Raw genomic sequence first — 12,971 nt, forward strand, 5'->3', positions numbered from 1 at the left:
TTCGGGTCCGGTCCTGTATGTTGCGTTGTGCCCCAGCATCCATGTCCATGTTATCGGCAGCCGCTGTTGCTATCGGGATCCCGCAACGATGTTGCGGCCTTGCCGCTTCCCAAGCAGCCATCGACCGCCGCCAGCAACGCATCCGCCCTGAACGGCTTCTGAAGGCTCGCAACCGCGCCGAGCTTGGTCGCCATCTTCAGGAAGTCGGGTTCGGCATAGGCGTCGGGCGTCACCGAGCGGCCGGAAATGACGATGATCGGGATTGTCGGCCGATGCGCCCGAATGTGGCGCATCGTCTCAAGCCCGTCCATTCCGGGCATGAATATGTCGAGGAACAACAGGTCGAATTGATCGGTCTCAAACCGCGCGAGACCCATGCGGCCGTCGCCGGCGACCGTCACGCGATGTCCGGCCCTTTCCAGCAACAGCCGGATGGTGATTTGCACGGCCGGATCGTCATCCACGATCAGGATGTTGGCCAAGTCTCAGCCCTCCGAGCACCGAATTGTTGCGCGGAAACCGCTCAACCTGCAAGCACTTCACGATCAAAAGGGTTCCGCCGGTCGCGGTTTCAGCTCGGAACTTGATGGATCAATGCATGCCGGGAGGCTAAGCGCCGGCGCCGGGTCTCAATCGCTGAGATATTCCGGGTGGCGCTCGCGGATTTTGGCGAGTTCGCTCAACGTGCCCGACAGATGCGTGCGCAGATGCTGCTGGGCGGCATCGCCATCGCCGGCCTCGATCGCACGGGTGATCAGCTTGTGGTGGCGCAGGATGTTCTGGGCCTTGCCGGGCGAGGGCAAATGCAGCCGGCGCAGCCGGTCGATATGGCCGCTACGGCTGCGAACCAGCATCCAGAGATCCTGCTTTTCCGCGGCGGCGTAGAGCTCGGCGTGGAAATCGTTGTCGGCGGCGATGAAGGCCTCGAAGTCGCCGGCCTTCGCAAATTGCTGCTGCAGCGCGATGGCGTGATCGAGGCGGATGATCAGGGACGTGTCGCGGCCGGCCGCGAGCAGGCGGACGATCTCCAGCTCCAGTGCCTGACGCAGGAAATGCGCCTGGTGCGCGCGATCGACGTCGATCCGGCTGACCACGGTGGCGTGCTGCGGAAACACGTCGACCAGGCCCTCTTCCTCGAGCCGCATCAAGGCGTCGCGCACCGGCGTCGAGCTGACGCCGAATTGGCCGGCGAGCTCCGCGCGCGACAGGGGCGCGCCCGGCGGAAGTTCCAGGGCGATGATCGCATTGCGCAGCCGCTCGAACACCTGCGGCGCGGCCTGCCGGGCGCGATCGAGCCGGGCGGCGGGCCTTGAGGCGGTCTTTGCGGCCGCGCGCGGCGCGGTGTGGGGTAAGTCCATTGATGGTCCCGCGGGCTTGCCTTTGATGCACTAATATATTAGTGCATCAGCAGGGTCAACGCGGCGCGACACGGACCGGAGGAAACACACAACAATGATCATGCATCTTCGCAGCCTGGCTGCTGTCACCCTGATCGTCGCAACCGCCTTGGCGGCGTCCGCGGCGCACGCGCAACAGAAATCCGAGATTGCGCTGTCGCGCCAGCCCGGCATCTTCTACATGCCGAGCCACATCATGGAGAAGCAGAAGCTGATCGAGAAGCACGCGGCTTCTCTCGGCGTAACGGGCGTCACCACCAAGTGGATCACGTTCTCCGGCGGCGGCGCACAGACCGATGCGCTGCTCGCGGGCGGCGTCGACATCCTCAACACCGGCACCGGCAATCTGCTGTTGCTGTGGGATCGCACCCGCGGCGGCGTGAAGGGCATCGTCGCGACCTCGGCGCAGCCGATGACGCTGATCAGCCGCGACCCCAATATCAAGTCGATCAAGGACTTTGGCCCGACCGACAAGATCGCGGTGCCGACCGTCAAGGTCTCGACCCAGGCGATCGTGCTGCAGATCGCATCCGCCGAGGCGTTCGGCGCCGACCAATGGTCGAAGCTCGATCCGAACACGGTGCAGCTCGGCCATCCCGACGCCTACGCGGCGCTCGCAAACCCCAAGCACGAGGTGCACAACCATTTTTCGATCCCGCCGTTCACGTTCCTCGAGCTCAAGAACGTGCCGGGCGCGCATGTCGTGCTGTCCTCGCCGGACGTGATGGGCGGGCCGCTGAGCCAGGCGCAGTTCTTCACCACGACCAAATTCGCCGAGGCGAATCCAAAAATCATCCAGGCCGTGCGCGATGCGACCAAGGAGGCGCAGGACCTGATCCGCAGCGACACCAAGCAGGCGGTCGAGATCTACAAGGAGATCACCGGCGACAAGACCTCGGTCGAGGAGCTGCTCGACCTCCTCAAGGAGCCCGGCATGATGGAGTGGAATCTCGAGCCGCAGGGCACGATGAAGTTCGCCGCCCATCTGTTCAAGACGGGGACGCTGAAGACCCAGCCGAAGGCCTGGACCGACTACTACCTTCCCGTCGCGCATGACCTGAAGGGCAACTGATGGCGCTGCTCGACGTCAGCGGGGTGACGCTGCGCTACAAGACATCAAGCGCCGTCGTCACCGCGACCGAAAAGGTCTCCTTCACCGTCGACAAGTCCGACCGCTTCGTGCTGCTCGGGCCGTCCGGCTGCGGCAAGTCGACCCTGCTCAAGGCCGTCGGCGGCTACATGATTCCGAGCGAAGGCCGCATGAGCATCAACGATCGCGAGATCCACGGTCCCGGTGCCGACCGCATGATGATCTTTCAGGAGTTCGACCAGCTCCTGCCCTGGAAGACCGTGCTCGCCAACGTCATGTTCCCGCTGCTGACCGCGCGGCGGTTGCCGCGCAAGGAGGCCGAAGCGCGGGCGCGGGCCTATATCGAGAAGGTCGGGCTCACCCGTGTGGTCGACGCCTATCCGCACACGCTCTCCGGCGGCATGAAGCAGCGCGTCGCGATCGCGCGCGGCATGGCGATGGAGCCGGACATCCTGCTGATGGACGAGCCGTTCGCAGCGCTCGACGCGCTGACGCGCAGAACCTGCCAGGACGAGCTGCTCCAGCTCTGGAGCGAAACCAAGTTCACCGTGCTGTTCGTGACCCATTCGATCGCGGAGGCGATCCGCATCGGCAACCGCATCCTGCTGCTGTCGCCGCATCCGGGCCGCGTCAAGGCCGAGGTCGTCGACGTCGACAAGGTCTCCAGCCAGGACGGCGGCGCCGGGCGGCTGGAGAAGGAGATCCACGATCTCCTGTTCGCGACTGACGCGACGGCGCATTGAGGGAGCCTCTCATGAGCGAAGCGAGAATCTTGCTGCGTGATGCGCCGATCGCCGCCGTCGGCGGCGCGGGCGAAGTCGAGCGCAAGCTGAGCGTGCCTGAATTGTTGTGGAACGACGGCTTTGTCCGCAAGACCGTCATCATTCTGTTTCTGGCGGCAGTCTGGGAGGCCTATGGCGTCTATCTCGACAATCCGCTGCTGTTCCCGACGCTGCACGACACCTTCGTCACGCTGTTCGACCGCGTGAAGGACGGCACGATCCCGATGCGGGCCTGGACTTCGCTCAAGGTGTTGTTCATGGGCTACTCGGCCGGCATCGTGCTCGCCGCCATCTTCACCGTGCTCGCGATCTCGACGCGGATCGGCACCGACTTCCTCGAGACCGTCACGGCGATGTTCAACCCATTGCCGGCGATTGCGCTATTGCCGCTGGCCCTGATCTGGTTCGGACTCGGCAATGGCAGCCTCGTGTTCGTGCTGATCCATTCGGTGCTGTGGCCGGTCGCGCTCAACACCCATTCCGGCTTCAAGAGCGTGTCGAACACGCTGCGCATGGTCGGCCGCAATTACGGCCTGCGCGGGCTTCCCTATGTCGCAAAGATCCTGATCCCGGCGGCGTTCGGCTCGATCCTCACCGGCCTCAAGATCGGCTGGGCCTTTGCCTGGCGCACCCTGATCGCGGCCGAGCTGGTGTTTGGCGTGTCCTCAGGGCAGGGCGGCCTCGGCTGGTTCATCTTCGAGAACCGCAACCTCCTCGATATTCCTGCGGTCTTTGCAGGCCTCTTGACGGTGATCATCATCGGGCTCTTTGTCGAGAACCTGATTTTCCGCGCCATCGAGCGGAACACCGTCCAGAAATGGGGCACCCAATCATGACCAAGAAGAAGACGCCCGACCAGCTCCGCAGCGCGCGCTGGTTCGCGCCCGACGATCTCCGCTCGTTCGGCCACCGCTCCCGCACCATGCAGATGGGTTACGCGCCGGAGGAGTGGAAGGATCGCCCGTGCATCGCGATCCTCAACACCTGGTCGGATGCGCAGCCCTGCCACATGCATTTCAAATCGCGGGTCGACGACGTCAAGCGCGGCATCCTGATGGCCGGCGGCCTGCCGATCGAGCTGCCGGCGTTGTCGCTGTCGGAATCGCTGCTGAAGCCGACCACCATGCTTTACCGCAATCTCTTGGCGATGGACGCGGAGGAGCTTTTGCGCAGCCATCCCGTCGACGGCGTGGTGCTGATGGGCGGTTGCGACAAGACCACGCCTGCGCTTTTGCTCGGCGCTACCTCCATGAACATCCCGGCGATCTATCTGCCCGCAGGCCCGATGCTGCGCGGCAATTGGAAGGGCAAGACGCTGGGCTCGGGCTCCGACGGTTGGAAATACTGGGACGAGCGGCGTGCCGGAAAGATCTCCGACAAGGACTGGGTCGATATCGAGGCCGGCATCGCCCGCAGCTACGGCACCTGCATGACCATGGGCACGGCGTCGACGATGACGGCGATCGCCGAAGCCATCGGCATGACGTTGCCGGGCGCCTCATCGATTCCCGCGGCGGACGCCAACCATATCCGCATGGCCTCCGAATGCGGCCGCCGCATCGTCGAGATGGTCTGGGAGGACCTGACGCCGAAGACGATCCAGACCCGAAAGGCCTTTGAAAACGCCATCGCAGTGGCGATGGCCATGGGCTGCTCGACCAATGCCATCATCCATCTGATCGCGCAGGCCCGCCGCGCCGGGCAGGACATCGGGCTCGACGATTTCGAGACCGCGAGCCGCAAGGTGCCGGTGATCGCAAACGTGCGTCCGAGCGGCGATGCCTATCTCATGGAAGACTTCTTCTATGCCGGCGGCCTGCCGGCGTTGATGGGTGAGATCAAGCAGCATCTGCACCTCGATTGCATCACGGTGACCGGCAAGACGCTGGGCGAGAACATCGATGGCGCCGAGGTCCACAACGACGACGTGATCCGTAGCGTCGACAATCCCATCTACAGGGAGGGCGCGCTTGCCGTCCTCAAGGGCAACCTCGCGCCCGATGGCTGCGTGATCAAGCCGAGTGCGTGCGAAACGCGCTTCCTCAAGCACACCGGTCCCGCGCTGGTGTTCGACGATTATCCGTCGATGAAGAAGGCGGTCGACGATCCCAACCTCGACGTCACCGCGGACCACATTCTCATCCTGCGCAATGCGGGCCCGCAGGGCGGTCCGGGCATGCCGGAATGGGGCATGCTGCCGATCCCGACAAAACTCGTGAAGCAGGGCGTGCGCGACATGGTGCGCATCTCAGATGCGCGCATGAGCGGCACCAGCTACGGCGCCTGCATCTTGCACGTCGCCCCCGAATCCTATGTCGGCGGGCCGCTGGCCCTGGTGCAGAACGGTGACCGCATCACGCTCGACGTCGCCGCCCGCACCATCAACCTCGATGTCAGCGAAGCCGAGCTCGCAAAGCGCCGCGCCGCCTGGAAGCAGCCCGAGCGCCGCTTCGAGCGCGGCTATGGCTGGATGTTCTCAAAGCATATCAAGCAGGCCAATGACGGCTGTGACTTCGACTTCCTGGAGACCGGTTTTGGCGCGCCCATCGGCGAGCCGTCGATTTATTGACGCTGTCGTTCCGGGGCGATGCGTAGCATCGAACCCGGAACCTATTTCACCACAGCGTGTGCGGCCCGATGGATTCCGGGTTCGCGCTACGCGCGCCCCGGAATGACAAGAGAGTTGAACGAAATGACAAAACTCAGCGACGCCACCCGAAACAAGCTCAAATCCGTCTCCACCGCCACTGTCGCCACCGCGCTGTTCAAGCGCGGCCTGCGCATCCAGATGATCCAGGATGTGCACCCCGTCGGTCCGGACCAGCCGACCATGGTCGGCGAAGCCTTCACGCTGCGCTACATGCCGGCGCGCGAGGATCTCAACACCATCGACGTCTTCAAGGACCGCTCCCATCCGCAGCGCAAGGCGGTTGAGGATTGTCCGGCAGGCAGCGTGCTTGTCATGGACAGCCGCAAGGACGCGCGTGCGGCTTCCGCCGGCGCGATCCTGGTGACGCGGCTGATGAAGCGCGGCGTCGCCGGCGTCGTCACCGATGGCGGCTTTCGCGATTCCGCCGAGATCGCAAAGCTCGGCATCCCCGCCTATCACCACCGTCCCTCGGCGCCGACCAATCTGACGCTGCACCAGGCAATCGAGATCAACGTCCCGATCGGCTGCGGCGACGCGCCGGTGTTTCCCGGCGACGTCATTCTGGGCGATGCCGACGGCGTGATCGTGATCCCCGCGCATCTCGCCGACGAGATCGCCAACGAGACGTTTGAGATGACCGCGTTCGAGGACTTCGTCACCGAGGAGGTCGGCAAGGGCCGCGGCATTTTCGGTCTCTACCCGCCGACCGATCCGCAGACGCTCACCGACTTCGCTGCCTGGCGCAAGAAGAACGGCCGCTAGAACAGGCCGCGCTCAAATCATTCTACGTCGAGAAACAGGGCCGGCACTGCCGGCTCCAAGCCAACCAGGGGGAACTCCAATGAATCTGACACGACGCAATCTGTTGGCCGGTGCTGGGGCAGCCGCGGCTTCCACGCTGCTCGCCCGCACCGCCGGCGCGCAGTCTTTCCCATTCACGCCCAATCAGCGCTATCCCGATCCCGCTGTCCAGATCCTGGATCCCGCCTTCGCAAAATACCGGCTCTATTCCTCGACGGTCGAGCAGGTCGCGACCGGCATGCGCTGGGCCGAAGGCCCGGCCTATTTCCCGGAGGGTGGCTATCTCCTGTTCTCCGACATTCCCAACAACCGGATCATGAAGTTCGACGAGAAGACCGGCCAGACCAGCGTGTTCCGCGCCAACGCCAACTACGCCAACGGTAATACGCGCGACCGCCAGGGCCGCCTCGTCACCTGCGAGCACTCGGTCACCCGCCGCATCACCCGCACCGAGAAGGACGGCAAGATCACCGTGCTGGCCGACAAGTTCGAGGGCAAGCGGCTGAACGCACCGAACGACATCGTGGTGAAGTCCGACGACAGCATCTGGTTCACCGATCCCTTGTTCGGCATCAACGGCGAGTGGGAAGGCAAGAAGGAAAAGGCCGAGCAGGTCACCACCAACGTCTACCGGATCGCCAAGGACGGCAAGCTCAGCGCCGTCCTCACCGACCTCATCAATCCGAACGGTCTGGCCTTCTCGCCTGACGAGAAAAAGCTCTACATCGTCGAGTGGAAGGGCACGCCCAACCGCAGCATCTGGAGCTACAACGTCAGCGACGATGGTACGTTGAGCGGCAAGACAAAACTGATCGACGCCGCCGACCAGGGCTCGCTCGACGGCTTTCGCGTCGACCGCGACGGCAATCTCTGGTGCGGTTGGGGCAGCAACGGCGCGCTGCAGAGCGAGCCGACGGACATTGGCGGCCGCAAGGTCTTCCAGCTCAAGGGCAAGTCGGAGGATCTCGACGGCGTCATGGTGTTCAACCCCGAAGGCAAGCCGCTCGCCTTCATCCGCCTGCCCGAGCGCTGCGCCAACCTATGCTTCGGCGGCCCCAAGAACAACCGCCTCTACATGGCAAGCTGCCACTCGATCTACGCGCTGTACGTCGAGGCCCACGGGGCGGTGTGAGTTTGGGTAGCGCTGGCAGCCGTTTGGTTAGCTCTCACCAAACGCTCCATTGTCGTCCTGGCGAAAGCCAGGACCCATTACCCCAGGGAGTAGTTTGACGAAGACTGTTAGTTTTTCGCTGTAGCGCGGTACTAGCACTGCGCCCGATCGATAGATCACGCGGTATGGGTCCTGGCTTTCGCCAGGACGACGATGGAGGAGGCGCCCTGCGCTCACGCCTCCGCCATCCCGACCGCCCACAGCGCGAACGCGTAGACGATCGCGACCTCGTCGAGTCGGTCGAAGCGGCCGGAGGCGCCGCCGTGGCCGGCGCCCATGTTGGTGCGGAGCAGGACGGGACCGCCGCCGGTCATGGTGGCACGCAGGCGCGCGATCCATTTCGCCGGCTCCCAATAGGTGACGCGCGGATCGGTCAAGCCGCCCATCGCGAGGATCGCCGGATAGTCCTTCGCTGCGACATTGTCGTAGGGCGAATAGGACAGAATGGTGCGAAAGTCCTTCTCGCTCTCGATCGGGTTGCCCCATTCCGGCCATTCCGGCGGCGTCAGCGGCAAACTGTCGTCGAGCATGGTGTTGAGCACGTCGACGAACGGCACCTCGGCCACGATGCCGGCGAACAATTCGCCGGCACGGTTCGCGACCGCGCCCATCAGCATGCCGCCGGCCGAGCCGCCATGGCCGACGATGCGTTGTGCACTGGTGTACTTCGCCGCGATCAGTGCGCCGGCGCTGGCGGCAAAGTCGTCGAACGAATTCGTCTTCTTCTCGCGCTTGCCGTCGAGATACCAGCCCCAGCCCTTGTCGGCGCCGCCGCGGATATGGGCGATCGCGTAAACGAAGCCGCGATCGACCAGCGACAGGCGATTGGCGTTGAAGGACGCCGGCATCGCCATGCCGTAGGAGCCGTAGCCGTAGAGCAGCAGCGGCGCGGTGCCGTCGAGCTTCAACCCGCGGCGATAGAGAATCGAGACCGGCACCAGCGCGCCGTCATGCGACGTCGCCATGATGCGGGTAGTGACGTAGTCGGCGGCATCGTGGCCGGAGGGAATCTCCTGCCGCTTGCGCAAGGTGCGCGTCCGCTTCGCCATGTCGTAGTCGTAGACCTCCGACGGTGTCGTCATCGACGAATAGGAGAAGCGCAGATTCGTCGTCTCGAATTCGTAGGAGCCCATCGTGTCGAGCGAATAGGCGGCTTCATCGAACGCGATGGCGTGCTCTTCCTTCGTCGTGAGGTCGCGGATCACGATCGCCGGCAGCGCGTTCGCACGCTCCAGCCGCACCAGATGGCCGGCATAAAGATCGAGGTCGATGATGTAGATACCGGCGCGGTGCGGGATCAGGTCGCGCCAGTTGGTGCGCTCGGATGCGGCCAGCGGCGCGGTGACGATCTTGAAGTCGATGGCGTCATCGGCATTGGTGAGGATGAACAACTCGTCGCCACGGTCGGCAAGCGAATATTGCACGCCCTCCTCGCGCGCAGCGACCAGCCGCGGCGGAGCGTCGGGATTGGCGAGATCGATCAGCCGCTGCTCAGATGTCTCGTGGTCGCCGCCCGCGATCACGCAAAAGCGGCCGCTGGTGCTCTCGTGCAGATGGGTGAACCAGCCGGCATCCTGTTCCTCATAGACGAGGCTGTCCTCGGCCTGTTTGGTGCCAAGCCGGTGCCGCCACACCTGCATCGGGCGGTGGTTGTCGTCGAGCTTGACGTAGAAGAAGCTTTTTGCGTCCTTGCTCCAGACCACGCCGCCATCGGTCTCCTCGACGACGTCGTCAAAGTCCGTGCCCGTCGCCCAGTCGCGCACGCGGATGGAGAAATATTCCGAGCCCTTGGTATCCGCGCTCCAGGCCTGGAGCTTGTGGTCGGGCGAATGCCGACTGCCGCCGAACTTGAAATATTTATGGTCCTTAGCGAGCGCGTCGCCGTCGAGAACGATGTGGCTGTCGCCGCCGTCGCGCGGCATGCGGCCGAACAGCTCGTGCTGGCCGCCTTCGCGGAACTTTCGGAAATAGGCGAAGGCGCCATCCGGCGAAGGAACACTGGAATCGTCCTCCTTGATCCGTCCGCGCATCTCCCGCACCAGCGTCTTCTGGAGCGGTGCGGTGTGGCCGAGCAGGCTCTCGGTGTAGACGTTCTCATCCTCGAGATATTTGCGGATATCGGGATCGAGCACCGCGGGATCGCGCAGCACCTCCTGCCACTTCTCGTCCTTCAGCCAGGCATAGTCGTCAGTGACGCTGATGCCGTGCCGGCTGAACGAATGCGGCCGCCGCGGCGCGACGGGGGGCTGGGAAGGCTGGCTCTTGGTCGCTTGTGTCACTCGGTCCTCGTTGCTTCTCGCCGGAACTCAGCTCGTCATGCGCGGGTTTGCTCCGCGCATCCATCAAAGACGTGTCTTGAGTCGATGGATTGCCAGGTCAAGCCCGGCAATGACGGCCGTAGAAGGCGGTCGATCGCGGATAATATGGCGACGTGCGCACGAATTGCCAGCGCGGCTTGCGCCAACTCGCCGGGTTGTTGAGGGGCGGCTTGTGTGCTTAAGGGGCCTGTCCCGCCGCCGGTCCAGCCTGATGCTGTTCAATTCCTATCCCTTCATCCTCCTGTTCTTGCCGGCCGTGCTCGTCGGCTATTTCTGGCTTGGGCGGCGCAGCAATCTGACGCCGGTGGTCTGGCTGGCGCTGGCCTCGCTCGCCTTCTACGCCATCGGCAGCTGGCAGTTCGTGGGCTTGCTGCTGGCGTCGATCGCCTTCAACTATGGCGTGGGCTGGCTCTTGATTGCGGCCAAGCTCAACCCCGCGCAGCGTCGCGCCGCGCTCATCGTCGGCGTCGCCGGTGATCTCCTCGTGCTCGGCGTCTTCAAATATGCCGGCTTCGTCGCGGAGAACCTCAACGCGTTGTTCGGCACGGGCCTCACGCTTCACATCCTGCTGCCGGTCGGCATCTCCTTCTACACCTTCACGCAGATCGCCTTCCTGGTCGATGCCTGGCGCGGCCAGGTGGCAACTTATGTCTTGCCGCATTACGCGCTGTTCGTGACGTATTTTCCGCATCTGATCGCAGGGCCCATCCTCCACCACAAGGACATGATCCCGCAATTCGAGCGGGAGGAGACAAAGCACCCGCAGGCGCATCTGATTCTGTGCGGCCTCATCATCTTTGCGATCGGCCTGTTCAAGAAAACCTGCCTTGCCGATGGCATCCAGCCTTTGGTCGCGCTCGCCTTCGATGCGCGCTCGCCGACCTTCGACCAGGCCTGGCTCGGCGCGCTCGCCTACACCTTCCAGCTCTATTTCGACTTCTCCGGCTATTCCGACATGGCGATCGGCATATCCTTGATGTTCGGCATCTTCCTGCCCGTCAATTTCAACTCGCCTTACAAGGCCACCAGCATCGTCGAGTTCTGGCGGCGCTGGCACATGACGTTGTCGCAGTTTTTGCGCGACTATCTCTATATCCCGCTCGGCGGCAATCGCCGGGGGCGCGTGCTGCGCTACGTCAATCTTGTCATCACGATGCTGCTCGGCGGGCTCTGGCACGGCGCGGCCTGGACGTTTGTCGTCTGGGGCGCGCTGCACGGCGCCTATCTCTGCGTCAATCACGCCTTCAACGCATTGGTGCCGAAAATGCCGTCCGCTCTCACGCGGCCCGCGCGTGTGGCAGGATTTGCCCTGACATTCCTCGCCGTCGTGGTGGCCTGGATATTCTTCCGCGCCGAGCGGATCGAATGGGCCTGGCGGATTCTTCTCGCCATGACCGATCCCACGCAGATCGCCTTCGGGCGCGAGGAGATTGCGGCATTGGTGCTGGTGTCAATCTACGCCGTGCTGGTCTGGTTTGCGCCGAATACGCAAGAGATCATGGGCTACGATCATCGCAAGCGCGCGGTCGGTGTCGACATCGCCGTCGAGACCAGCCCGCTGTTGATCTATGGCGCAGCCGCCGCCCTGGCGTTCGGCATCCTCGGTATCCAGAGCCACAGCGAATTCATCTATTTCAGGTTCTGATGCGCAAGCCGTTCACACAGGTCAAACGGCTGCTGCTGGCGAGCGTCGCCTTTGTGCTCGCAGCTAGCGCGCTCAACTACGTCGTCGATCCGCTCCAGCTCTTCCGTCCCTCACGTCTCGTGCCGGCGGCCTATTCCGTCGATACGCGCATGCAGAACGCCGGGCTGCTCGCGAGCCAGTCGTTCGACACCGCCTTCATCGGCTCCTCGCTCGCGATCCATTTTCGCCAGAGCGACATCGATCGCGCGCTCGGCGTCCGCTCGCTCAAGCTCGCGATGACCGGCTCCAATTCGCGCCAGCAGGGTTTTGTGCTGGAAGACGCGATCGCGCGCGGCGCAAAGCGCGTGGTGTGGGAAATGGACGACTGGATCTATGTCGATGCGCCCGCCATCGACGATGACCCCTATTTCTCCGCCGATCTCTATCGCAGGACTGCCAAGGGGCTCGCGTCGTATCTCCTCAGCACGGCGACGACCAAGGAATCGCTGGTTTCGCTGCTGCGCGCGATCCCGCCGCTGCATGCGCCGCTCGCCAGCGTCGCGCCCTATCTTCCCGTCAAATTCGCGCTGTCAGATGTCGACGACATCTACGCGCTGCCGCGGAATTTCGACGTCAGCGCCGGCTACAACGCCAAGCGAACGCTCGCCGCCTTCGCCTACATCACCGATCCCGTGCGCAGCCACTTCCTCGGCATCGGCTATGATTATGATGCGATGGTCGGCCATTTCCAGCGCGACGCCGTAGGCCTGATCGCGCGCCATCCCGACGTGACGTTCGATATCTACTTCCCGCCCTATTCGATCCTGCAATATGTCGCGATGCGCGACGCTTCGCCGGCGGCGTTGAAGACCGTCTACGAGATCACCGCGCTCGTTGCGACCCGCCTGTCGCAGCTCCCCAACGTCCGCCTCTACGACTTCCGCGCGATCAAAGAGGTCACGCACGACCTCGATAATTATGGCGACGTGATCCACCATTCGCCGGTGGTGGATGCGAAGGTGCTGACATGGCTGGCGGAGGGGAAGTATCGCGTCGATCCGAGGGCGCCGCTCGCATCACTCGACGCGCTGAAGGCGCAGGTTGAGGCGTATCGCGTGCCGCGGTGATGCTTTCCCCT

At 63.9% G+C, this 12,971-nt stretch carries 11 protein-coding genes; 8 read left to right on the forward strand and 3 right to left on the reverse strand.

The genetic code is table 11. The features are described from left to right. Nucleotides 1-50: 50 nt before the first annotated feature. A complete protein-coding gene (locus tag KUF59_RS02285; protein WP_212456120.1) occupies nt 51-482 on the reverse strand; it encodes a response regulator in 432 nt (143 codons plus the stop codon). Nucleotides 483-629: 147 nt separating this feature from the next. Beyond that, entirely contained in the window at nt 630-1,358 is a 729-nt protein-coding gene (locus KUF59_RS02290; protein ID WP_212456119.1) for a GntR family transcriptional regulator, read from the reverse strand. 94 nt (nt 1,359-1,452) lie between these two features. On the opposite strand from KUF59_RS02290, the gene KUF59_RS02295 reads away from it, so the two are divergent. From KUF59_RS02295 to KUF59_RS02320, 6 genes are all read left to right on the forward strand, one after another. Next, nucleotides 1,453-2,469, forward strand: a complete 1,017-nt coding sequence (locus KUF59_RS02295; RefSeq protein WP_258768116.1) for an ABC transporter substrate-binding protein — start codon at nt 1,453-1,455, stop codon at nt 2,467-2,469. Beyond that, on the forward strand, nt 2,469-3,230 hold the full coding sequence (locus tag KUF59_RS02300) for an ABC transporter ATP-binding protein (RefSeq protein WP_258768117.1): 762 nt from the start codon (nt 2,469-2,471) through the stop codon (nt 3,228-3,230). The genes KUF59_RS02295 and KUF59_RS02300 overlap by 1 nt, the downstream gene beginning before the upstream one ends. Nucleotides 3,231-3,241: 11 nt before the next feature. Further along, a complete protein-coding gene (locus tag KUF59_RS02305) occupies nt 3,242-4,105 on the forward strand; it encodes an ABC transporter permease (RefSeq protein ID WP_258768118.1) in 864 nt (287 codons plus the stop codon). Continuing rightward, complete coding sequence (araD, locus tag KUF59_RS02310; RefSeq protein ID WP_258768119.1) at nt 4,102-5,838, forward strand: L-arabinonate dehydratase; 1,737 nt, start codon at nt 4,102-4,104, stop codon at nt 5,836-5,838. Before KUF59_RS02305 ends, araD begins: the two co-directional genes overlap by 4 nt. A 123-nt stretch (nt 5,839-5,961) precedes the next feature. Next, nucleotides 5,962-6,681, forward strand: coding sequence for a ribonuclease activity regulator RraA (locus KUF59_RS02315; protein ID WP_212456112.1), 720 nt, complete (start codon nt 5,962-5,964; stop codon nt 6,679-6,681). Between the two features lie 79 nt (nt 6,682-6,760). Then, nucleotides 6,761-7,852 (forward strand): SMP-30/gluconolactonase/LRE family protein, encoded by a 1,092-nt coding sequence (locus KUF59_RS02320; protein WP_212456111.1) that lies wholly within the window; start codon nt 6,761-6,763, stop codon nt 7,850-7,852. A gap of 212 nt (nt 7,853-8,064) precedes the next feature. Here the strand turns inward: KUF59_RS02320 and KUF59_RS02325 are convergent, their stop codons facing one another. Then, nucleotides 8,065-10,170: a S9 family peptidase gene (locus tag KUF59_RS02325; RefSeq protein ID WP_258768120.1), complete on the reverse strand. Its 2,106-nt coding sequence runs from the start codon at nt 10,168-10,170 to the stop codon at nt 8,065-8,067. Between the two features lie 250 nt (nt 10,171-10,420). Here KUF59_RS02325 and KUF59_RS02330 point away from each other — a divergent pair, with 250 nt between their 5' ends. Together KUF59_RS02330 and KUF59_RS02335 are read left to right on the forward strand one after the other, a co-directional pair. Beyond that, complete coding sequence (locus tag KUF59_RS02330; protein ID WP_212456109.1) at nt 10,421-11,854, forward strand: MBOAT family O-acyltransferase; 1,434 nt, start codon at nt 10,421-10,423, stop codon at nt 11,852-11,854. After that, nucleotides 11,854-12,960, forward strand: a complete 1,107-nt coding sequence (locus KUF59_RS02335) for a hypothetical protein (RefSeq protein ID WP_212456108.1) — start codon at nt 11,854-11,856, stop codon at nt 12,958-12,960. Before KUF59_RS02330 ends, KUF59_RS02335 begins: the two co-directional genes overlap by 1 nt. The last annotated feature ends 11 nt before the right edge of the window (nt 12,961-12,971 follow it).

The sequence above is a fragment of the Bradyrhizobium arachidis genome (genome assembly GCF_024758505.1).
Taxonomy (GTDB): domain Bacteria; phylum Pseudomonadota; class Alphaproteobacteria; order Rhizobiales; family Xanthobacteraceae; genus Bradyrhizobium; species Bradyrhizobium manausense_C.

Bases quoted from the DNA above. Each gene is read 5' to 3' on its own strand.
- KUF59_RS02290 (WP_212456119.1), bottom strand. From the start codon at position 1,358: ATGGACTTACCCCACACCGCGCCGCGCGCGGCCGCAAAGACCGCCTCA.
- KUF59_RS02315 (WP_212456112.1), top strand. From the start codon at position 5,962: ATGACAAAACTCAGCGACGCCACCCGAAACAAGCTCAAATCCGTCTCC.
- araD (WP_258768119.1), top strand. From the start codon at position 4,102: ATGACCAAGAAGAAGACGCCCGACCAGCTCCGCAGCGCGCGCTGGTTC.
- KUF59_RS02330 (WP_212456109.1), top strand. From the start codon at position 10,421: ATGCTGTTCAATTCCTATCCCTTCATCCTCCTGTTCTTGCCGGCCGTG.
- KUF59_RS02305 (WP_258768118.1), top strand. From the start codon at position 3,242: ATGAGCGAAGCGAGAATCTTGCTGCGTGATGCGCCGATCGCCGCCGTC.
- KUF59_RS02320 (WP_212456111.1), top strand. From the start codon at position 6,761: ATGAATCTGACACGACGCAATCTGTTGGCCGGTGCTGGGGCAGCCGCG.
- KUF59_RS02335 (WP_212456108.1), top strand. From the start codon at position 11,854: ATGCGCAAGCCGTTCACACAGGTCAAACGGCTGCTGCTGGCGAGCGTC.
- KUF59_RS02295 (WP_258768116.1), top strand. From the start codon at position 1,453: ATGATCATGCATCTTCGCAGCCTGGCTGCTGTCACCCTGATCGTCGCA.
- KUF59_RS02300 (WP_258768117.1), top strand. From the start codon at position 2,469: ATGGCGCTGCTCGACGTCAGCGGGGTGACGCTGCGCTACAAGACATCA.